This window comes from Stenotrophomonas sp. CCNWLW162 (assembly GCF_037203745.1).
Classification (GTDB): domain Bacteria; phylum Pseudomonadota; class Gammaproteobacteria; order Xanthomonadales; family Xanthomonadaceae; genus Stenotrophomonas; species Stenotrophomonas maltophilia_AQ.
This window is the reverse complement of the sequence record NZ_JBBCBL010000003.1, coordinates 62,271-85,053: the sequence shown is the minus strand read 5'-3', so window position 1 is coordinate 85,053 and position 22,783 is coordinate 62,271. Positions and strand designations below refer to the sequence as shown.

Sequence of the window (22,783 nt, the reverse complement as noted above, 5' to 3'; positions counted from 1 at the left end):
CGAGGACTGCCCTTCCCTTCAGCGCTGGTAGTCCTTCAGGAACAACCACGTGATCAGCGTGGCATCCGGTCCCTTCGGGTCGGTGAACGGCAGGCCGGACTGGCTGCCGCTCCAGGCATGCCCCATGCCCTGCACCACGTAGTGCTGCACCAGCGTCCTGCCACCATAGGCATAGGTATCCACGGTGTAAGCGCGCCCACCCGGCACCTGCCCCTGGTAGGTGCTGGTCGGCAGGTACTTCACCGAATCGTTGTCCAGGCCATCGTCGGCCAGGTCATTGGTCTGCAGGAACTGGCGCACGGCCTGCTGCCCGTTCACCGGATTGACAGTGAGATCGGCGCTGCCATGGAACACCAGCACCGGGATCGGACGCGGCGATGGCGAGCCCGAACACTGCCAGGCCAGCCCCCCATTGCTGTCCGGCGAGTAGATGCTGCCGGCCAGCAACGCGTAGGCGCTACCGGAAATCGTGGTCGCGCCCTTGAACATGCCGCCGGAATGGATGGCACCGGCGGCGAACACATCCGAGTAGCAGGCCAGCATGATCGAGGTCATCGCACCGCCCGCGGAAATGCCGGTGACGTAGACCCGATGTGGATCGATGCTGTAACCGGACTTCACCTTGTCCACAATGCCAGCCAGGATCGAGGCCTCACCGCTGTCGCGCGCCTGGTTGATCGGCAATTGCCAGTTCCAGCAGCGTGCCGGGTTGGAGGTGACGTTCTGCCGGGGGTAGACCACGATGAACCCCTCGCTGTCGGCAACGTCATTGAAGCCGGACGCCTCGCCCATCAGGTTCGGCCCGGTCACGCAGCCATGAAGCACCAGCAGCAGCGGCAGTGGCCGGGTTTCGTCGTAGCCGGCCGGCACCCACACCTGGTACTCGCGGGCGCCGAACAGATTGCCATACAGGCCGATGTCCCAATGCCCGGCGGGGCCTGCGGCATAGGCACTGCCCGCCGTTGCCAGCCAGCTGCACAGCAGCAGTGCGAGTGCCTTGATTGAATCGATTCCGGATTTCATGGCCAGATCCTCATGCGTGGTTCGTGGATGAAGGAGTACCGGTAGCGCTTGCAGGTGGGGGCGCGCCCAGTATCCGCATCCCGGTGCCGCTGCCGACTGGACCTAGGTCCACTCGCCGGCGTCCGGTGACACCGCTAGCCTTGGCTGCAGGGGTGGCAGAGGGCCATCCGCAATGGACATGCCCTGGGGGAGGAACGGATGAATCGGAATGGTCTGAGTCTGATGATCGGTGCGCTGCTGGCCACCGGGCCGGTACTGGCACAGGAGGCGCCACAGCCGGCGCCAGCGGCAGGCAGGACGGCTTCACCCACCAATCTGGACAGCATCAAGGTCACCGCACGCAAGCGCGAGGAAACCCTGCAGGAAGTACCGGTGGCGGTCACCGCGTTTACCTCCGAAGCGCTGGACAGGATGAACGTCCAGGATCTCAGCGACCTCGATGCACAGGTGCCCAACCTGACCATCTACGCGGCACGCGGCGCCAGCAGCACGGTTACCGCCTACATCCGTGGCGTCGGCCAGTCCGATCCCACCTGGGGCGCGGATCCGGGCGTCGGCATCTATCTGGACGATGTCTACATCGCACGTCCGCAGGGTGCGCTGCTGGATGTGTTCGACGTCTCGCGCATCGAGGTGCTGCGCGGCCCGCAGGGCACGCTGTACGGCAAGAACACCATCGGCGGTGCGATCAAGTACATCTCGCGCGGCCTGCCGACCCAGACCGAAGGGTTCGCCCAGATCACCGTGGGAAACTACAGCCAGCTCGATGCCAAGGCGGCCATCGGTGGCCCGATCGGCGGTGCCGACAGCGGCCTGCGTGCCCGCGTGGCAGTTGCCAGCATGAACAACGATGGCTTCGGCGAGAACACCTTCAATGGCCAGCCGGTCAGCGACAAGCAGATCAATGCGGCGCGCCTGAACCTGGGCGCGTATGCGGGCGATGATTTCGACGTGCAGTTCGCGCTGGACTGGATCGATGACCAGTCCGGCATGCGCGGTTCGAAGATGCTGGCGCCCAACCCGTTCCTGCGCGCCTACCCGCCGATGGACAGCCGCTACGATATCCGCTCGGGCATGCGCAACCTCAACAGTGTGGAAACCAAGGGTGCCTCGGCCACGGTCAACTGGCGTCCCAACGAAGACATCGCCGTGAAGTACGTGGTGGCCAAGCGCGAATCGGACAGCGAGGCCAACATCGACTTCGACACCACCCCGGTCAAGCTGGCCGACGTCGGCGGCACCTACAGCGACAACCAGGTCAGCAACGAGGTGCAGCTGAACTACGATGCCGGCGGCCGCGTGCGCGGTGTGGTCGGCCTGTACCAGTTCAGCGGCGAAGCCGGTGGGCAGATCCAGAACAACTACTTCAGCGCGCAGTTCGCCGACAACCAGGGCAAGGTGCTGACCGACAGCATCGCGCTGTATGCGGACTGGACCTTCGACCTGACCAGCAAGCTGAAACTGGATGTGGGCGCTCGCTACACCGACGAGGACAAGCGCGCGATCGTGCTGAACCGCCTCTACGCCGATCCCGGCTTCAGCCGGCCGGTGGCGGTGACCGCGGACTTCGACAAGAAGACCAACTTCAAGAACGTCTCGCCCAAGGTCTCGCTGGACTACCAGATCACCCCGGACATCATGGTCTACGGTCTGGCCACGCGTGGCTTCAAGTCCGGCGGCTACAACATCCGTGCCAACGCCGTGGCGGTGCCGCGCTCAGCTGAGCCCTTCGACGACGAGACCGTGGACAGCTACGAGGTTGGCAGCAAGATGGCCTTCCTTGACCAGCGCCTGTTCCTGAATCTTTCGGCCTTCTACAACAAGTACAAGGACATCCAGCTGTCGGTGTTCACCGGCCTGGATACCAATGGTGATGGCATCGACGATTCCTTCTTCGGCGATTTCACCAATGCCGGCGCGGGTACCGTCAAGGGCCTGGAGGTCGAGTACCAGTACCTGCCCAGCCAGCACTGGCTGATCTCCGGCAACCTCGCCTGGCTGGACACCAAGTACGACGAGTACATGGACCGTGGCATGAATGTGGCCAAGCAGATGAAGTTCACCAATGCGCCGGAGTTCTCGGGCGCGTTCAACGTGGAGTACCGCACCGAGCTGGCCAAGGGCAGCAACCTGTCGGCACGGGTGAGCTACAGCTACCAGAGCGAAGTCTGGCCGACCACCGACCTGAGCCCGGTGATCCGCCAGCAGGGCTACGGGCTGGTCAATGCCGGCGTGATCTGGCGGCTGGATGATGCGTGGACCTTCTCGCTGCAGGGCACCAACCTGGCCGACAAGGAATACCGCACCACTGGCTACAACATTCCAGCAGTGGGCACGCTGATTGGTTTCTACGGTCCGCCGCGCCAATATAGCCTCAGCGTCCGTTACGATTTCTAGAGCATCCGATTCGATTTCCAGGAAGCCCCTGCATGATGCAGTCTTACGTAGATCTGTATTGGAACAGCGACGATGGCCTGCGCCTGCACGCGCGTGACCATGCACCCGATGCAGGGCAGGCGCCCCGCGGCACGGTGGTGTGCATTCCCGGCCTGACACGCAATGGCGCCGACTTCGACGTGCTTGCCGGTTCGCTTGCCGCCGTGGGCTGGCGGGTGATCGCAGTCGATCTCCGCGGTCGCGCCGGTTCGGAGCGTGCGCATGATCCGTCCAGCTACAACCCGCGCACCTATGCCGACGACATGGTCGCGCTGCTGCGCGCGCAGAACATCGACAAGGCAGTGTTCATCGGCACCTCACTCGGCGTGCTGGTCACCATCACCCTCGCCTCGCGCGCGCCCGAGCGGATCGCTGGTGCAGTGCTCAACGATGCCGGCCCCAAGGTGCCGCGCGAGGCGCTGGCACGGATTGGCAAATACGCAGGCAAGCCGGTGCCGCCGATGGATCTGGAGCAGGCCACGGCGTACGTAGCGTCGATCGGCAAGGCCGCCTTCCCGCGTTTCAGCAGTGATGACTGGCGGGCAATGGCGGTGCGCACCTTCCGCCCACGCAGCGATGGCCTGCTGGAGCTGGACTATGACCCGGCGGTGATCCGTACCACGCGGCCGTGGCTGCTCTGGTTGCTGCGGCCGGTGCTGTGGCGTGCGGTTCGCGGGCTGACCGCACGGGTGCCGGTACTGGTAGTCCGGGGTGCGCTGTCGGACATCCTGCCGGCCGATGTCGCGCGGCAGATGGCCGCGACCTCGGAAAGCGCCCGCCTGGTCGAAGTGCCGGATGTCGGTCATGCGCCGATGCTGTCCGAACCCGAGGCGCGAGACGCGATCCTGGCGCTGCTGGAGCGTCTGCGGTGAGTGCCGGCGCTCCGATCGACGCGCTACCCACTGCCTTGCGGGCGCTGCGGCAATGGGCAGCCAGCGAGCGCCTGGGCGCCGGCACACCCATCACGCAATCGCGCATCGACACTTTCGCCGACGCCACCGGTGACCACAACTGGATCCACGTCGATCCGCTGCGGGCACAGGCCGAGCTGCCCGGCGGGCAGACCATCGCGCATGGCTTCCTGCTGCTTTCGCTCACCGTGGAAGACGATGTTGCAGCCCTGGCCGGCTTTTCCGGCATCGCCCACGTGCTCAACTACGGCTTGAACAAGGTCCGCTTCCTGGCGCCAGTGCCCAGCGGCTCCGAGGTGCGGGTGCGCTCGCAGCTGGTGGCACTGGAGGCACGGCAGCCCGGGCAATGGTTGCTTACCCAGCGCAAGGCTGTCGAACGCGTTGCCGATGGCGAGCTGGCACTGGTCGCTGAGCATCTGTCACTGATCGTGCTCGCCCCCTAGCACCACCCTGCCCGGTCCTCTGCCTACACTGGAGCGATGTTGACGCCCTCCGTCGTCCTGTTCGCCTGTATTGCGTGGACCGTACTGCTGTTTGGCGTGGCCCTCTGGGGCGAGCGCCGGGGGCATCGGCTTTCGAAGGTGTGGCCGCTCATCTATGCGCTGTCGCTGGCAGTGCACTGCACCGCGTGGACCTATTACGGCGCGGCGTCACAGGGCCTGCAATGGGGCTTCCCGATTCCTCCGACCCTGGCGGGCATGGCGCTGATATTTGCCTTCGGCCTGCCGTTCCTGCTCCGCCTGGGGAGGCTGGCCAAGCAGCATAACAGCGCCACCATCGCCGACCTGGTGGTCGCGCGGCTGCGTGCGGATCGGGGACTCGGGTTCACCATCACTCTGGTCGCGCTGTTCGGCATCATTCCCTACATCGCCCTGCAGCTGAAGGCTGTCAGCCAGGGCCTGGGCGCCCTGCTCGGTGATCGCTTCGCGCCTGCTGGCACGCAGCTGGACATGTCGTTCTGGTTCGCGTTGACCATGGCCGCGTTCACGCTGCTGTTCGGCGCACGCAAGGCGTCGGCCACCGAACCCAATCGTGGCATCGTGGTCGCGCTGGGGCTGGAGTCGCTATTAAAGCTGGTGGCGCTGCTGGCCATTGGCCTCTACGCGGCGCTGTCGGTGCGCCAGGCGGGCACGCCACTGCTGGAAAAGATGGCACAGCTTCCACCACCGGCCATCATGCCGGACTACCTCACCATGGTCGCGTTGGGAGCGATCTCCGCGTTCACCCTGCCTCACCAGTTCCATGTCGGCGTGGTCGAGCTGCGCCAGACCTCGGACCTGAAGACGGCGCGCTGGATGTTCCCGGTCTACCTGTTGCTGATCGGGCTGCCGTCGGTGCCGATGGCGCTGGCCGGTGCCGCGCAGCTGCCCGCATCGGTGTCGCCCGACCTGTACGTGCTGGCGCTGCCGCAGGCCGGTGGACACCACCTGCTGGCCTTGCTGGCCTACCTGGGCAGCCTGAGCGCCGCCACCGGCATGATGATCCTGTCCGGGCTGACCCTGTCGATCATGCTCGGCAACCATGGCTTCGGTTCGAGGCTGCTGGACGGCATCGCCGGCGGCGCGGCGGCAGCTGACCTGCGTCCGCGCGTGCTCGCCTTCCGCCGTGCCGGCATCCTTGCCGTGTTCCTGATGTCGTGGCTGTACAGCCGCGCGATGAGCGACACCGAGGCACTCAGCGATTTCGGCCTGATGTCATTCACCGCTCTCTCGCAGCTGGCACCGGCGGTGCTGCTTGCGGTGTATCGCCCACGCACGCCCTCCCCGGCCATCATTGCCGGCATCGTGCTGGGTTCGCTGGCCTGGTTGTGGCTGGTGCTGTTGCCGATGCTGATCCCCGCCGCGCCGGCGTCGGCCGCCCGCGACGGACTGCATTGGCTGGCCGTGGTCTCGCTGCGCATGCAGCCGGGCCATATCGCCATCAGCATGGGCGCCAGCCTGGCGGTGAACCTGCTGACGGTTGCGCTGGTGTCGCGCGCGGTGCGCCCTTCGTTGCCGCGACGACGGGATGCGGTGGCAGCCGCCTCGCTGCGCAAGACGGCCGGACGCTTCCTCGGCCAGGAGCGGGCCCGGCAACTGATGGACGGGCATGCCGGACAGCTGCTGGATGACGACCGGGTCATCACCATCGAACGCGAACTGACCGCTGTGGTCGGTGCGGGCATGGCGAGGCTGCTGGTGGAGGCCGCTCGCGACGGCGGTGCAGCGCCACTGGATGCGGTGACCCGTGCAGTCGGCGAAGCCACACAGGTGCTGCGCTTCAACCAGCGCCTGCTGGAGGCGGCGCTGGAGAACATGAGCCAGGGCATCAGCGTGGTCGACGCGCAGCTGCAGTTGGTGGCTTGGAACAGTCAGTACGCTGCGTTGTTCAAGTTTCCGCCCGAGCTGCTACAAGTAGGACAGCCAGTGGTCAACCTTACGGCTTGGGCGCTGGACGAACTGAAGATCGGCGAAGGCCCCGGTGACTCCCGCGACAAGGCCTTGCAGCGCCGCGTGGCACACATGCAGCGCGGCACGCCGCATCTGTCCGAACGGATTTTCCCCGACAACACCATCGTCGAGATCCGTGGCAATCCAATGCCGGGCGGCGGTTACGTGGCCACCTTCACCGACGTCACTGCGTTCCGCCGGGCCGAGGAAGCACTCAAGCGCAGCAACGAAACCCTGGAGCGCCGCGTGCAGGACCGCACCGCACGGCTGGAACAGGCGGTGCACGAAGCCGAGCGCGCGAACGTTGCCAAGACCCGCTTCCTGACTGCGGTCGGTCACGACCTTATCCAGCCACTGCATGCGGCGCAGCTGCTGACCGATGCGATGTCGCAGCACATCGAATCGGAGTTCCTCGACAGCTTCCTGCGCCAGATCCGCGGTGCGCTGGATTCCACCGATGACCTGCTATCCGGACTTCTGGATATCTCCCGGCTGGAAGCCGGTGGTCTGGTGGCCGATCCACGCGCGTTCGCGCTGTCGACCGTGCTCGATCCGCTCGCGCAGGAGTTCGCGGTGCTGGCGGCGGCGCGCGGGCTGCAGTTCCGCTACCTGCGGACCCGTGCCTGGGTCCACACCGATCCGCTGCTGCTGCGCCGGGTGCTGCAGAATTTCCTGGCCAATGCCATCCGTTACACGCGCCATGGTGGCGTGCTGCTGGGCGTGCGCCGCCATGGCCATGCACTGTTGGTTGGCGTGCATGACAGTGGCCCCGGCATCGCGCCCGAGCAGCAGGCGATCGTGTTCGAGGAATTCCATCGCGGCGACCGCAGCAACGGCCAGGGGCTGGGACTGGGCCTGACCATCGCGCAGCGCATCGCCGAGCTGCTCCATGCGCCGCTGCAGTTGCGCAGCGTGCTCGATCACGGCTCGACGTTTTCGATCAGCGTGGTGCGGGCAGCACCGCCGGCTGCCCCGCCCACGGAGCCCGCCGCAGCGGGTACCAGCACCGTCAAGGGCATCCGCGTGCTGGTGGTCGACAACGACGCGGACGCGCTGGAGGCGATGCGGCAGATGCTGCTGGCCTGGGGCTGCGAAGTGGTCGCGGTGCGTGCCGCCAGCGAGGTCGGCGCGTCAGCGCATGCGGCCGCGTTGTGGCTGTTCGACTACCACCTGGATGATGGCGATACCGGCGTGGCGCTCTGGCAGCGGCTGCAAGCCGAGCATGGGCAGCGGCCAACGGTCATTCTCAGCGCCGATACCGGCAGCGACACGCGCGAGGCGGTGCGTGCGGCAGGACTTTCACTGTTGAACAAGCCCTTCAAGCCACTGGCGCTGCGCTGGGCGATCAACCATCTGCTGGCAGCACCTGGCACAGCAACATCCTGAGAGATCAGGTGTCCTGGGTACCTTCAATCTGCCGGGACGGATCGGCCAGTCCCATTTCGTGCAGCACGCGGATCGCCTGTGCACGGTTGCGGACTCCCAGTCGCTCCATGATACGCGTCATGTGCGCCTTGACGGTGCGCAGCTGTACACCCAACCGGTCGGCGATCTGCTTGTTGAGCAGTCCTTCGGCCACCAGGCTCAGCACCTTGTACTGATGTGCGGACAGGCTGGCCAGGCGCGCGGCCAGGTCGGCATCCTTGCTGAAGGGCGCCACCCGCGCCACTGGCTCACGCAGCAGTGCAGGAATCCAGCGTTCGCCCTCCAGTACCGACCGCAGCGCGGACTGCAGCTCGTTCAGTCCGGAACTTTTGGGCAGGTAGCCGGCCGCGCCCAGGTCAACTGCGCGGCGGATCACCTGCGGCTCTTCGTTGGCCGAGACGATGATGATCGCCAGTCCCGGCTGCAATGCACGGATGGTCGCAAGGCCGGCAAGCCCATGGTTGCCGGGCATGTGCAGGTCCAGCAGCATCAGGTCGATCTGCTGGTGTTCCAGGACCTCGAGCACGCTGTCCAGCGAGTCGGCCTCGCTGATCTGCAGATCGGCGACCGCCTCTTCGGCCGCGCGATGCAGTGCCGCGCGGAACAAGGGATGGTCATCGGCGATGAGCAGGGTCGGCATGGCAAGGCGAGAGTAGCAAATCGTCTGCCGTTGGACAGGGGTACCTAGGTACGCTGGCGCGCTCAGGCGGGATTGCTAGTGTGGACGAATGAAGACCGGCCACTGACAGGCCGCCCACGAGGTCACCCCATGCCATTCGCTCCCGATGCCTCTGCCTATCCGCTGCTGATCAAGCAACTGCTGCACACGCCGCTTGCGGTGAATCCTGACCAGGAGATCGTCTATGGCGATTCGGTCCGCTTCGACTACCGCACCCTGCAGGCGCGCATCGGCCAGTTGGCCGGATTGCTGACTTCGCTGGGGGTGAAGCACGGCGATACAGTTGCGGTGATGGACTGGGACAGCAACCGCTACCTGGAAGCGTACTTCGCCGTGCCGATGATCGGCGCGGTGCTGATGATGGTGAACGTGCGCCTGGCGCCCGAGCAGATCGCCTATACGCTGAACCACAGCGGTGCACGGGTTATCCTCGCCAACCGTGAGTTCCTGGCGATACTGGAAGGCATCGACGGACAATTGCCGGACCTGCGCACGCGCATCCTGCTGGACGATGCCGGCGGCCCGTTGCCAGACGGTTTCGTGACCGAGTACGAGGCCGGTCTGCGGGCTGCCACTGCGACCACCCATTTCCCGGACTTCGACGAAAACACCCGCGCAACGGTGTTCTACACGACCGGCACCACCGGCCTGCCAAAAGGTGTCTACTTCAGCCATCGGCAGCTGGTCCTGCACTCGCTGACGGGGATGGCGGCGCTGGGCAGCGCGGCCAACCAGGGACGCCTGCACCGCGGCGATGTCTACATGCCGATCACCCCCATGTTCCACGTGCACGCTTGGGGCCTGCCGTATGTGGCGACACTGCTGGGCATCAAGCAGGTCTACCCCGGCCGTTATCTGCCAGCCAACCTGCTGGCATTGATTGCCCGCGAGAAAGTGACCTTCTCGCACTGCGTACCAACCATCCTGCACATGCTGCTGGAACACCCGCTCGCGGCGGAGACGGACCTGGGCAACTGGAAGGTGATCATCGGCGGCGCGGCCCTGCCGCGGGCATTGGCGCAGCGGGCACTGGCACGCGGCATCGACATCTTCGGTGGCTACGGCATGTCCGAGACCTGCCCGCTGCTGACCCTGGCGCAGATCGATGCGGATGCCGTGATTGATATGGATGAGGTTCTGTCGCTGCGAACCAAGGCCGGCATTCCGGTGCCGCTGGTGGACCTGCGCATTGTCGATCCGGACATGAACGATGTCGCCCACGATGGCATCGCCACCGGCGAGGTCGTGGTGCGGGCGCCCTGGCTCACCCAGGGCTACCTGCACAATCCGGATGCATCGGCGGCATTGTGGGCAGGCGGCTACCTGCACACCGGGGACATCGGCAACATCGACAGCGGCGGCTACCTGCGCGTGACCGACCGCATCAAGGATGTGATCAAGACCGGTGGCGAGTGGATCTCATCGCTTGCGCTGGAGGACATCATCGCGCTGCATCCGGCGGTCAGCGAGGTCGCGGTGATCGGTATCGCCGACACGAAATGGGGCGAGCGGCCGTTGCCGCTGGTGGTCAGGCAGCCGGGCAGTGAAGTAAGCGAGACAGAGATCATCGAACTGATCGCAGCCCGTAGCCGCGCCGGGGATATCTCACGTTATGCGATTCCGGAGCGGGTCAGTTTCGTGGATTCGATCGAGCGCACCAGCGTGGGCAAGATCAATAAGAAGAAGCTGCGGGGGCTGCATGATGTGGGCGTCAAGCCTTGGTGATCGATGTTCGAGCCCCAGGCTACTGGCAACGGCGCATCGTCGGCCAAGCGTAACAACGACATTTGACTGCCAATTCTATTGTGGAATTCGTATACATTTGTGTAAACCGACTTTCCGAAGGGCAACTCAAGGATGAATATGCGCGATAGGTTGGCCGAGCACATTGCTCGCCGCATCGGAGACTACCTCGAACTAGCGGGGCGCCCATGGCCCGGGGAAGAACAGGATCTGTATTGCTTTGTGCGAAGCATCGTTTCCGATGAACGGCTGCTTTGGAGCCTGCGTGAGGAACGACTGTGGGAATACCGTCTGGAACACAGAATGCTGGACATTTTCGAAGAACAGCAGCAGAGATTGGAACAGCATGTTTCCAAAGAAACTGCGTCCATTCTTAGGAGCATCGAGTCGATACGTTCGAGTGAAACGGCAGTTTGCCGATTCAGAGATGGGCCGCCAATGGGGGATTTCTCTCAGCTCATCGTTGCAGGAGGGCCATCATCGAAGGCGGTGGCGCAAGGCCGAGCCGTAGCTGACGACTTCCTGAAAAGCTGGTTACTAGACGCTGTCGAGATCACAATCCTTGATCCATTCCTGTTCAAGCGCGAAGCACCTTGGAGTGATACGCCCGAGACAGCAGACGAACGGGCTGCGGCTGAGGTGAAGTATGCCGATGATCTGCTGCAGGTGATCGGTAAGAACAAGAAGACTAATTTCATCTACAAAGGAAATCCGGGCAGATCCGACGGAGGGCCAATCAAAGTAACCCAAGGCGTCGCGAACCGATTTGCTGCTCGTATGGGCGAATTTAGAATGAAGCCTACGTTCTGCGTCGTCGACGATCTACACGATCGCGTCTGGATGAAGCGGGACGATCGCGCACGCTGGCACGCGTGCGCGGTGGGCACTTCTCGCGGCGGAGTTGGCAAACGCCCTACTTACATACTCCAGATGAGTCCTGAAGATTGTGCGGAGTACTTAAAATACGTCGAGTATCTGATAGGGACTGCTCAAAAGAGTCATGAAAGGCCGCTGGATTTCAAGCGGAAGCGCGCACGAGCTGGCTCCTAGCTACCGCTATTGGCACTCCCGGCGACATCAATTGGCCAGCAAATGTTGTGGCAGCCCCGTTCTGGGGCAACGGGCGTGGTGGGGGCGGGCCAGGATCTTTCCCGGAATCAAATCCGCGTCGTCGCCATGAACCGCTCGCGATCCTGCTGCGTGCGGCGGCGGATCTCTTCCAGCGCCTGGCTCTCGGTGGCCTGCAGCATCGCTTCGAACAGGCGCTGGAAGTGATGGCGCATCGCATTGCGTGCCGCCACCGGATCACGGGCGCGCAGCGCTTCGAAGATGGCCATGTGCTCGTCGGCTCGGCTGGCGCCATCGTCATGGCAGACCCGCGAATAGACCTCGGTCACCCGCGGCAGCTCACTGCGCATGCGCCAGATCTGCTGCACGAAGTACTCCACCACCGGATTGCCTGACAGGCGCGCAATGGTCAGATGGAAACGGCGATCGTACTCGCCGGCTTCCTCGTCACTCAGGTCGCGACGGCACAGCGCTTCGGCCAACACCTGCAGTTCGGCGATACCGGCATCATCCAGGTTGCTGGCGGCCAGCGCGGCAGCCTCGGCCTCGAATACCGCGCGGGCAGCGGTGAGGTCGAAGGCACTGACATCCGGCAACCCACCCGGGACCTGCGTCGGCCGCGGCTTCACATGCACGCCGGAGCCGATGCGGATGGCGATCCAACCCTGTGCTTCCAGTGCGATCTCGGCCTCGCGGATGGTCACCCGGCTGACGCCGAACCGTTCGGCCAGCTCACGTTCGCCCGGCAGGCGCGAGCCCGGCGGAAATTCGCCGTCCTCGATCAGCTTGCGTAGCTTGGCGGCGATGGTCTGGTAAAGGCGGTTGGCGGACATGCGGCTGACCCTTGGCGATTCCTTCCGGGTCCCTGCCCTGCCACCGCGGCCGGCAAGGGTCCGGTTGGAGCGACGGCGCGACCACTGGCCGCGCCGCCCTGTTCAGAACTTGTATCGTACACCGAAATACGCACGCCGCCCGTAGGTCACCACTTCGCGGAAGTTCCCATAAAGCGGCTGGTAGGCCACGCGCGGCTCGTTGGTCAGGTTCATCAGTTCCAGCGACAGCGACAACTGCTTGTTTACCCGGTAGCGCAGGCGCAGGTCGACGCTGGTGTTGTCGTCGTAGTAGCGGTTCTGCTGAGCGGTATTGCCAGTGAAGTCCTGGTAATAGTGCGAGCGGAACTTGCCGATGGCCTGGATGTTGAAGCGCCCAACGTCCCAGTAGATCGAACCGGACAGCACGTGCCGCGAGAAACCGCTCAGACCCGCCGGTGGCACGATGGCCGGAATGATCGTGCCATCACTGGCCAGCTGCTCGCCCAGCCGCGAATCCTGGGTCTGGTAGTCGGCATCGGCGTAGTTGTAGCTGACCTTGAAGCCCAGCCCGTCGAAAGGCTTGGGCAGGTACGACAGTCGATGGGTAGCGCTCAGCTCGAAGCCGGTCAGCGTGCTGTCTTCGTCGGTGGTCACCTGCTGCCGCACCGGCACGGTCACGCTCTGTCCATCGATGGTGTAGGTCTCCGGCACCAGCGCCGTGGCGGTGCCGCCGTTGAACTTTTTCCAGTACACCGCACCGGCCAGCAGGGTGTCCGGGTTCGGGTACCACTCCAGCGACAGGTCCCCGTTCCAGGACATCAGGGGTTGTGCAGCCGGGTTGCCACTGGCGCTGATGTCGTCCAGCGCATCGGCCAGATTGCCGTAGGTGGCATCGCTGCTGACGTTGATGGTGCGCCCTGCGCCCAGCGCGGCGATATCCGGCCGCGACATCGCGCGGTAGGCGCCGACCCGCAGCAACAGGTCCGGCCGCAGTTCGAAAGCCGCGTTCAGGCTGGGCAGCAGCTTATCGTTGCCCGCCTTGAACACCTGGGTGCTGTAGTCGCCGGTGGGCTGCAGACGGATCGTACCGTCTCCGTTGTCTTCAATGCGCAGGCCGGTACGTACCCCTTCGGAACGCACATCGGTCTTCACCCAGCGCAGGCCCAGGTTGCCGGTCACCGGCAGCCCGAACAACGAGCTGCTGAACTCGCCCATCAGGTAGAGCGCGCGGGTCTTCTCGGTGATATCGACATTGTTCGGATCCTGGAAGCCCGGATCGAGGCCGCTGTCCAGGCTGCCACGGAACGACTGGTACAGGCAGTTCGGATCGAAGTAGGCCCAGGACGAAATCGTGTTGCCGCTGGCGGCATCCATGAAGTCATCCTGCGGGAACGGCGCGCGGCAGGCCTGGCTGGCGGCGATGATCTTCGCCTTGTCGGCCGCCACGCGCTGGTCGTAGTCGGTCACCAGGGTGTTGTCTCGCAGGCGGTAGTCGGCCTGGCTGGCGCGCACGCCGCCCTTGATGCGGGTGAAGAAGCCCGATTCCGGCATGAAGCTGGCATCGAAGCGGCCGGCCTTGATCTTGTGGTCGTTCTCCGTTGCGCTGGAGGTGACGCGCGCCGCGCCGGTGTAGGCGTCCCAGTTGTTGGGGTCGAAGTTCGGCGCCAGGGCAACACTGGGCACTTCGCCATGCCAGTCCCAGTCGTAGTCCACGTACCCGGTGGCGCCACTGCTGATGCCGGGCACGATAGCGTTGTTGACGTCGCGCTGGTTCGCGCGCAGCCGGGTCATGCGCTCGCTGTCGAGACGATTGGTGTGCGAGTAGGAAAGATCGGTGGACAGTTCCCACGCCGCGCTTGGCCGCAGGATCAGATTCAGGCCGCCGCCGGTGTATTCCTCTCCGCGCCAATAGCGATTGGAGGTGGAATCGATCGAAGTGCTGCCATGCAGGTGTCTCACGATACCCTCGTCGTCCACCTCGCGCTGGGTGATGCCGCGGCGCGCATTGGACAGGCTCAGGTCGCTGCGGTTCTCGTACCAGTTGCGCTGGGTGTGTTCGAAGTCGACATTCAATTCGACCACGTCATTGGGCCGCCACTGCAGTGCGGCAAACTCGCTCTGCCGATCGTTGCGCTCCTGCTTGAGGCGATAGATGCGGCTGCTCGGCACCAGGTAATACGGCGCGCCGTTGGCGATGGCCTGCGCACTGACTTCGCCACAGTTGGCATTGGCCACGTTCTGCATGCCATCGCAGGCATACCAGGTGGAACCGCTGGTGATGCTCTCTTCCGGATCGGAACCTTCCAGGCGCTGGAAGCCCAGCGATATACCCAGCTTCTGCCCATTGCCGAACTCGAACTGGTCGATGTAGCTGGCGGTGCCGCGGTAGCCGATGCCGTCGTCGTCGCGGTACTTCTTGTCATACTCGGCCCAGCTGCCACGCATATCGATCTGCGCCGAGCGCTTGCCGTACTCCAATGGCCGTACCGTTTCCAGGCCGATGGTGCCGGCCACGCCACCTTCGATGATGTCGGCGCGCTGGGTCTTGTAGATGGCCACCGTGTTGATCAGCTCGGCCGGGAACATGTTGAAGTTGACCGAGCGGTCGCCACTGCCGTTGGTGATCTCGCGACCGTTGAAGTTGGTGCTGCTGAGGAAGGCGCCCAGGCCACGGATCGAGATCTCCGAGGCACCGGTCTTGTCGCGGGTCGAGGCGGCACCGGTCAGGGTCTCGATGGCATCAGCCAGCGACGGCGCCGGCAGGTCGCCGATGTCGTCGGCGGAGAGCACATCGGCAATGACCGTATCGTCGCGCTTCTTGTTGATCGAACTCTGCATGGACTCGCGGATGCCGGTGACCTGCACCTGGTCCAGCGTGGTGGGATCCTGCCCCGCCGCGTCCTTGCCAGACTGCGCCTGGGCAGTGGGTATGCCCGCCAATGCGGCGAGCAGCGCCACGATCAGCGGTGTGGGGGACAACGAGATGCTGTGCACTGCTCCGGCGGGTCGCCGCATGGTTTCCTCCTCCCAAAGGATCGCCTGCACGGCAGGCGTGGGATGCAGCTTCGGCATGGCGACATGAAAATGTCAACCAACTGGTATGCAATTATTCAAATGCCTTTGTTTCATACCACTTGGCCGCCATTTAATGTGCTTGTGCAGCATGACTTTGCGCCAAATCCGGCTTACAAAGGACCCCGAAGTGGTATGCAAGCCCACCCTGAAACGACGGCAAGGCCGCCTCTGGAAGGATTTCATGCGCATTCGCTCGACTCACCAGCCAGGATCCAGTTATTTCATCGCAAAGTGCCTGACCACTGGCCTGGCACTTTGCCTGACCACTCAGACAGCGTCTGCGGCAAGCTGGCTGGTTCACGACATGGCCGAATTTGCGACGGCTTCGGCATCCCTGCAGCCAGGGGATGAAATCGTGCTGGCGGATGGCACCTGGACCGACGCCCGCCTCCTGCTGAAAGGCCAAGGAACGGACGCAGCACCGATCGTGTTGCGCGCGCAGACGGCCGGCAAGGTCGTCCTCAGCGGACGCTCGGACCTGCGCCTGGCGGGTAGCTACCTGCAGGTGTCCAATCTGGTGTTCCGCAACGGCTACGCACCCGGCGACGCGGTGGTGGCGTTCCGCGAATCCAGCAAGGCGGTCGCCAGCAACAGCCGCGTCACCGGCCTGGTGATCGACGACTACACCAACCCCGATGCCAGCGACCAGGACTACTGGATTTCCTTCTATGGCAGCCACAACCGCCTCGACCACAGCCAGCTGCGCGGCAAGACCAATGCCGGCCCCACCGTGGTGGTGGTGCGCGATGCCACCCAGGGCCTGGACAACCAGCACCGTATCGATCACAACTGGTTCGGGCCGCGCCCGGCGCTGGGCGTCAACGGTGGCGAAACGATCCGCGTCGGCACCAGCGATACCTCGTTGAGCGATTCCAACAGCACGGTGGAGAACAACTGGTTCGAAGGCTGCGACGGCGAGACTGAAATCATCAGCAACAAGTCGGGGGGCAACACCTATCGTGGCAACGTGTTCTACCGCTCGGCCGGCGCGCTCACGCTACGCCATGGCAACGGCAACCGCGTGATCGACAACGTGTTCCTGGGCGACGACAAGGCCGGCACCGGCGGCGTGCGCATCATCAATGCCGACCAGACCGTCAGCAACAACTACTTCGAACGGCTGGCCGGTTCCAGCAACCGTTCCGCGCTGGCGGTGATGGATGCGCAGGCCGATCCGCCGCTGTCCGGTTATGCGCCGGTGGTCAACGCCGCGATCAGCCGCAACACCTTCGTGGATGTGGCGAAGATCAGTTTCGGCGTCGGCCATGATGACGCCAAGGGCATCGTGGTCGCCGCCAGCAACAGCCGCTTCACCGGCAACCTGATCGTCAACCGCACCAGCAGGAACCCGCCCAACGCCGCCAGTTCGCTGGCCGGCATCAGCTTCAGCGGCAACCTGCAGTCACCGCAGGCCAGCCCGGTGTTTCCCGGCGGTGTCGAAGGCCGCACGATCACCCTGCAGCAGTCCGCCAACGATTTATGGGTACCCGCGCCCGCCCTGCCCACTGCCGGCGCCGATCCCGGCCTGGCGATGACGGCGCGCACAGCAACCGGGGTGGACTGGTATCCCAAGGTGGGCGAGGTTGCCCTGTCACGCACCAGCACCGGAGTTGATCGATGAGGTTGCAACCGTTGTCCGTTTCCCTGGTCCTGGCCTTGACCGTTCCGTTCGCCCTGCTTCCCGCTGCGCCGCTGCTGGCGGCACCTTCGGCATCAGCGCGCCAGGCCGATGCCTCACCAGTGCTGGTGACTGCCGCGCAATGGCAGCAGATGGCCAGCGAAGGCAGCCGTTACCCGTGGTTTGCCAAGGAACAGGCACGCTCGCAGAAGACTCTGCAGCAGATGATGAAAGCCGGTATCGACGTGCCGGTGCCCAGGGACAAAGGCGGTGGCCGCACCCATGAACAGCACAAGCGCAACTACCAGGCGCTGCTTGCGGCCGGCACGCTGTACCGGCTGACCGGCGACAAGGCCTATGTTGATTACGCGCGCGACATGCTGCTGCAGTACGCGAAGCTCTACCCCACGCTTGGGCCGCACCCGGAAGGCCGCGGGCAGATTCCCGGCCGCGTGTTCTGGCAGGTACTGAACGATTCGGTGTGGCTGGTCAACGCCATCCAGGGTTACGACGCGATCCGTGATGCATTGTCCACCGAGGATCGCAACACCATCGAATCGAAGGTGTTGCGACCGATGGCGGAGTTCCTGGTGAGCGAGCCGAAGAACTACGACCAGATCCACAACCATGCGACCTGGGCGGTGGCTGCGACCGGCATGACCGGCTACGTGCTGCGCGACCCGGAGCTGGTGGAGAAATCCCTGCGTGGCAGCCAGAAGAACGACCAGTTTGGCTTCCTGCGCCAGATCGACCTACTGTTCTCGCCCGATGGCTATTACGAGGAAGGCCCCTACTACCAGCGCTATGCGTTGGCGCCGTTCCTGCTGTTCGCCAACGCCATCGAGCGCAACGAGCCGCAGCGGAAGATCTTCCAGCGTCGCGATGGCGTACTGCTGAAGGCAGTGGACGTGTTGGTGCAGACCAGCTACGGCGGCCTGTTCTTCCCGATCAACGACGCCATCCTCGACAAAGGCATCGATACCGAGGAGCTGGTGGCTGGCATCGGCATCGCCTATGCACGCACCGGCGACGATCGCCTGCTGTCGGTGGCACAGCAGCAGAAGCGCCTGCTGCTGTCGCCCGAAGGCCTGCAAGTGGCGCAGGCACTGGCCGCCAACAAGGCCAAGCCCTTCGATTATCGACCGATGCTGCTGCGCGACGGGCCCGACGGCGATCGCGGCGGCCTGGCGATCCTGCGCATGAACGGCGAACGCGGCCAGGCGCTGGTGCAGAAGGACACCATGCAGGGCATGGGCCATGGCCACTTCGACAAGCTCAACTGGCTGTTCTACGACAAAGGCAACCCGGTGGTGACCGACTACGGCGCCGCCCGCTTCCTCAACGTGGAAGCCAAGCGCGGCGGCATCTACCTGGCCGAGAACCGCAGCTGGGCCAAGCAGACCGTGGCCCACAACACCCTGGTGGTGGACGAGCAGAGCCACTTCAAGGGCGACTGGAAGCGCGGCGAGGAACATGCGCCGCAGGTGCGTTTCTTCCAGGCCGATGCCGATACCCAGATAGCCTCGGCAATGATGCGCGACGCCTACCCTGGCGTGGTCTTCACCCGTACCCAGGCACTGCTGCGCCACCCGGACCTTGCCCTTCCGGTGGTGCTGGACCTGATGCAGGTACACGGTGACAAGACCGCGCGCTACGACCTGCCGCTGCACTTCAACGGGCATATCGTCAGCACCGGCTTCGAGGCCGAACATTTCCCCGCACAGCGCCCGGTGCTGGGTGCGGACAACGGTTACCAGCACCTGTGGCTGGATGCCCGCAGCAAGCCTGGCAGCGAACCGCGCTCGCTGGCTTGGCTGCTGGATGGTCGCTTCTACACCTATCGTTTCGGCAGCAGCGCACCGTCGCAGGCACTGCTGGTGGAAAGCGGCGCCAACGATCCCGAATTCAACCTGCGCCGTGAACCTGCACTGCTGCAGCGCGTGGAAGGACAGAAGGATGTGACTTTCTTCAGCGTGCTGGAACCCCACGGCGAGTACAACGGCACCGCCGAGTACGTGCACGGTGCCGACAGCCGCATCCGCGAGGTGGTGCGCACCCGTGGCAGCGACGCAGAAGTGATCGAGCTGCGCCTGGCCAGCGGTGCACGCATCGCGCTGGGCGTGGCCGACGACAGCAGCGCCAAGGGCGAGCACAGCGTGACCGTGGACGGCCATGCCTACCGCTGGAGCGGCAGCCACGCGCGCATCGACCGCAGCAAGGGTGATGGAAAATGAACGGCCCTGCGGTGGTGGCCAATCTGCGCAAGGTGCCGGTGCGGTCGGCCGTACGCTGGCTGATCGTTGGCCTGATCGCCGTGGCTACGGTCATCAACTACATCGACCGCAACGCGCTGGCGGTGATGTGGCCGGAAATCGCCAAGGAAGTAGGCGCGACCAAGGACGACTATGCCCTGCTGGTAACGGTGTTCATGCTGTTCTACGCCGCCGGCCAGTTCCTGTTCGGGCGCCTGTTCGACATGATCGGCACTCGGCTGGGTTTCGCCCTGTCGATCAGCGTGTGGTCGATCTCCATCGCTCTGCACTCGATCACCCATTCGATGCTGTCCTTCAGCCTGGTGAGGGCAATGCTCGGCATCAGCGAGGCAGGCGCGTGGCCCGGCGCGGTGAAGGCCAATGCCGAGTGGTTCCCGGCGCGCGAACGCGCGTTGGCGCAAGGCGTGTTCAACGCAGGTGCGTCGATCGGCGCGATCGTCTCCGCACCGGCCATCGCCGGCCTGTACCTGTGGCTGGGTTGGCGCGGCACCTTCGTGCTGGTTGGTGCGATCGGCTTCCTGTGGTTGCTGCCGTGGCTGTTCGTGTACCGAGCCGGGCCAGACAAGCATCCGTGGGTGAGCGATGCCGAACGCCGCTTGATCATGGAAGACCAGGCCGGGCAACAGACAGAGGCGGCGCCGAAGGCCAGCGTGCGCGAGCTGCTGGCCCATCGCCAGAGCTGGGGCATGCTCGCCTGTCGGTTCCTGCTGGACCCTATCTGGTGGTTGTTCGTGTCCTGGCTGCCGATCTACCTGGCTGAAACCTTCGGCTTCGACATCAAGCAGATCGGCCTGTTCGCCTGGGTGCCGTTTGTCGGCGCAATGCTGGGCAGCCTCAGCGGCGGCTGGCTGTCGGGTCGCATGATCCGCGCCGGGCACAGCGTGGACCGTGCACGCAAGCTGGCCATCACGGTGGGCTGCGTGATCATGGCCCCCGCCCTGCTGGGCGCGGTGCTGGCCAACCAGCCACTGCTGGCCGTGCTGGCGATCGCTGCGGTGCTGTTCGGATTCCAGGTGGCCATCGGCAACATCCAGACCCTGCCCGGCGATCTGTTCGACGGTCGCTCGGTTGGCACGCTGGCCGGCCTGGGTGGCCTGGCGGCGGTCGCCGGCACCTTGATCACCACCTGGCTGGTACCGGTGCTGACCCGCCACTCCTATGCCCCGATCTTCATCCTCGTCGCCGCGCTGGTGCCGCTGTCGCTGGCTGCACTGTGGTGGTGGACCGGGCCGATCCACAAGCTCGACCGTCGCGGCGGCTGAGCCTGGGTCTCCTTCTCTTCCAAGTACATCCATTCCCCCGCAAACCAAGGAGTTTTCCGCATGTCGTTCCAGGACAAGGTGGCCATTGTCACCGGCGGTGGCCGCGATATCGGCCGCGCCGTCTCGATCAAGCTGGCCGCTGCAGGCGCCCGTGTCTGCCTCAATTACGCCAATGACGAAGCCAGTGCACTGGAGACGCTGGCGATCATCGAGGCGGCCGGCGGCCAGGCTATCGCCCATCGCGCCGACGTCACCGATGCCGCTGCCGTGGCCGGCCTGGTCGCTTCGGCACAGGCCGCGTTCGGCGAGCGCATTGACCTGCTGGTGAACGTGGCCGGTGGCATGGTGCAGCGTCGACCGCTGGCCGAGATCGACCCGGCGTTCTTCCACACCGTGATGGACCTGAACCTGACCTCGACCTACCTGACCACGCACGCGGTGGTGCCGCACATGCGCGAAGGCGCGGCCATCGTCAATTTCGCCTCGCAGGCCGGCCGTGATGGTGGTGGCCCTGGCGCGTCGATCTATGCCACCGCCAAGGCGGCGGTGATGACGTTCACTCGCGCCATGGCCAAGGAGCTGGGTCCGAAGGGCATCCGCGTGAACGCGCTGTGCTGCGGCATGATCGCCACCCGCTTCCATGACCAGTTCACCAAGCCGGAAGTGCGCACTGCGGTGGCGGGCGCCACTCCGCTGCGCCGGCAGGGCCTGCCGGAAGAAGCGGCGGATGCGGCGGTCTACCTGGCCTCGGATGCGGCGGCCTTCATCACCGGCGCGAACCTGGACGTCAACGGCGGCACCTACTTCTCCTGATACCTGACCGGACTCCTGCCCATGCAGCGCTGGACACTTCTACTTTCATTGACACTCTGTTCCGCCATGACCGCCCCCGCCGCATGGGCGGCGCCGGTCTGGGTCACCGCATGGACCGCGTCACCGGCACCCGACCGCAAGGACGGAATGCCCGAGGCACCGGTACAGTTCGCCGCGCAGACCGTGCGCCAGGACATGCGGATCGGCAGCCGTGGCGACGCGTTGCGGCTGCGCATCAGCAACGAACTCGGCACTGCGCCGTTACGGGTCGAGGACCTGCGCGTAGGAGTGAAGAACGGCAAGTCCGCTCCTCTGCCGGTAACGGTGGATGGCCGCGCGGTCATCGAGGTGCCGGTGGGTGCCGCGCTGCTGAGCGACCCGGTACCGATGCCGGTGGCGCCGCTGCAGGAGATCAGCGTGACGGCCTACTTCCCGCAGCCTACCCATCCCGCCGTGCGCCGCACCGAAGTGCGGGTAGCGGACGGCAGGCAGACATCGGTTGCTGACAGCGTGCGGCTGAGCTACCAGCAGAACGTGTTCTCGGCAGTGATGGTGCAGCGCGCTGATCGTCCCCAGGTGATCGTGGCACTAGGTGATTCCATCACGGAAGGTGCCACCGCCCGCCGTGGCACCTTCAACCAGTGGCCGGAGCGCCTGGCGCAGCGCCTGCAGCAGGCCTGCCCGGACCGCTTCGTGGTGCTCAACCAAGGCATCAGCGGCAACAAACTGCTCGACCATGGCCGCAGCCACAGCGCCCTGTCACGTTTGGACCGCGATGTGATCGCGGTGGCCGACGCCGACCAGGTAATCCTGTTCGAAGGCATCAACGATATCCGCCATGGCGGCGGTGCGCAGCCGGTGCCGGGCCGCACTGCGGCAGACATGCTGCTGGGTTACCAGCAGGCGGCGACGCGATTGCAGGCACATGGCATCCGCGCCTGGTTGGGTACGTTGACGCCATTCGGCGGCTCCGAGCGCTATGAGCCGGTCTCCGCAGCGACCCGGAACGCGATCAACCAGTGGGCACGCGGCGGGAAGACCGGGTTCGATGGCATCATCGATTTCGATGCCGCACTGCGCGATACGAAGTCGCCCGAATCACTGCCGGCCGACATCACCCGCGACCACCTGCACCCCAATGACGAGGGCTACCGGCGCATGGCCGATGCCATCGATCTGCGCATGCTGGGCTGCACCCCTACCGAGTGAGAGAGAA

At 64.9% G+C, this 22,783-nt stretch carries 15 protein-coding genes; 11 read left to right on the top strand and 4 right to left on the bottom strand.

Annotation, left to right across the window (positions count from 1 at the left end):
- Positions 1-18: 18 nt before the first annotated feature.
- The gene (locus tag V9K93_RS09250; protein WP_337302425.1) at positions 19-1,023 is read right to left on the bottom strand and encodes an extracellular catalytic domain type 1 short-chain-length polyhydroxyalkanoate depolymerase; all 1,005 of its coding nucleotides are present in this window, start codon (positions 1,021-1,023) and stop codon (positions 19-21) included.
- A gap of 198 nt (positions 1,024-1,221) precedes the next feature.
- On the opposite strand from V9K93_RS09250, the gene V9K93_RS09245 reads away from it, so the two are divergent.
- The 4 genes from V9K93_RS09245 to V9K93_RS09230 are packed head-to-tail and all read left to right on the top strand — an operon-like array spanning position 1,222 to position 8,185.
- Positions 1,222-3,420: a TonB-dependent receptor gene (locus V9K93_RS09245; RefSeq protein WP_295380897.1), complete on the top strand. Its 2,199-nt coding sequence runs from the start codon at positions 1,222-1,224 to the stop codon at positions 3,418-3,420.
- Positions 3,421-3,452: 32 nt separating this feature from the next.
- Entirely contained in the window at positions 3,453-4,331 is an 879-nt protein-coding gene (locus V9K93_RS09240; RefSeq protein ID WP_046985553.1) for an alpha/beta fold hydrolase, read from the top strand.
- Positions 4,328-4,813: a MaoC family dehydratase gene (locus V9K93_RS09235; protein WP_337302424.1), complete on the top strand. Its 486-nt coding sequence runs from the start codon at positions 4,328-4,330 to the stop codon at positions 4,811-4,813. Before V9K93_RS09240 ends, V9K93_RS09235 begins: the two co-directional genes overlap by 4 nt.
- A 36-nt stretch (positions 4,814-4,849) precedes the next feature.
- Positions 4,850-8,185: a hybrid sensor histidine kinase/response regulator gene (locus tag V9K93_RS09230; RefSeq protein ID WP_337302423.1), complete on the top strand. Its 3,336-nt coding sequence runs from the start codon at positions 4,850-4,852 to the stop codon at positions 8,183-8,185.
- Positions 8,186-8,189: 4 nt separating this feature from the next.
- Here the strand turns inward: V9K93_RS09230 and V9K93_RS09225 are convergent, their stop codons facing one another.
- Entirely contained in the window at positions 8,190-8,864 is a 675-nt protein-coding gene (locus tag V9K93_RS09225) for a response regulator transcription factor (protein WP_046985556.1), read from the bottom strand.
- Positions 8,865-8,993: 129 nt separating this feature from the next.
- Here V9K93_RS09225 and V9K93_RS09220 point away from each other — a divergent pair, with 129 nt between their 5' ends.
- Positions 8,994-10,628: a fatty acid--CoA ligase gene (locus V9K93_RS09220; protein WP_295380905.1), complete on the top strand. Its 1,635-nt coding sequence runs from the start codon at positions 8,994-8,996 to the stop codon at positions 10,626-10,628.
- A 132-nt stretch (positions 10,629-10,760) separates the two neighbouring features.
- Positions 10,761-11,696, top strand: coding sequence for a hypothetical protein (locus V9K93_RS09215; RefSeq protein ID WP_295380907.1), 936 nt, complete (start codon positions 10,761-10,763; stop codon positions 11,694-11,696).
- Between the two features lie 107 nt (positions 11,697-11,803).
- Here the strand turns inward: V9K93_RS09215 and V9K93_RS09210 are convergent, their stop codons facing one another.
- On the bottom strand, positions 11,804-12,547 hold the full coding sequence (locus V9K93_RS09210) for a FadR/GntR family transcriptional regulator (protein ID WP_046985559.1): 744 nt from the start codon (positions 12,545-12,547) through the stop codon (positions 11,804-11,806).
- A 102-nt stretch (positions 12,548-12,649) separates the two neighbouring features.
- Positions 12,650-15,541 (bottom strand): TonB-dependent receptor, encoded by a 2,892-nt coding sequence (locus V9K93_RS09205; RefSeq protein ID WP_337302422.1) that lies wholly within the window; start codon positions 15,539-15,541, stop codon positions 12,650-12,652.
- Positions 15,542-15,905: 364 nt separating this feature from the next.
- On the opposite strand from V9K93_RS09205, the gene V9K93_RS09200 reads away from it, so the two are divergent.
- From V9K93_RS09200 to V9K93_RS09180, 5 genes are read left to right on the top strand one after another with little or no spacing between them, the layout of a single operon-like run.
- On the top strand, positions 15,906-17,222 hold the full coding sequence (locus tag V9K93_RS09200) for a polysaccharide lyase 6 family protein (protein WP_337302421.1): 1,317 nt from the start codon (positions 15,906-15,908) through the stop codon (positions 17,220-17,222).
- Positions 17,219-19,453, top strand: coding sequence for an oligoalginate lyase (locus V9K93_RS09195; RefSeq protein ID WP_295380670.1), 2,235 nt, complete (start codon positions 17,219-17,221; stop codon positions 19,451-19,453). The genes V9K93_RS09200 and V9K93_RS09195 overlap by 4 nt, the downstream gene beginning before the upstream one ends.
- Positions 19,450-20,754, top strand: coding sequence for an MFS transporter (locus V9K93_RS09190; RefSeq protein ID WP_295380669.1), 1,305 nt, complete (start codon positions 19,450-19,452; stop codon positions 20,752-20,754). Before V9K93_RS09195 ends, V9K93_RS09190 begins: the two co-directional genes overlap by 4 nt.
- Positions 20,755-20,814: 60 nt before the next feature.
- A complete protein-coding gene (locus tag V9K93_RS09185; protein WP_136638001.1) occupies positions 20,815-21,567 on the top strand; it encodes an SDR family NAD(P)-dependent oxidoreductase in 753 nt (250 codons plus the stop codon).
- A gap of 21 nt (positions 21,568-21,588) precedes the next feature.
- Entirely contained in the window at positions 21,589-22,776 is a 1,188-nt protein-coding gene (locus V9K93_RS09180) for a GDSL-type esterase/lipase family protein (RefSeq protein WP_295380666.1), read from the top strand.
- Positions 22,777-22,783 lie beyond the last annotated feature (7 nt).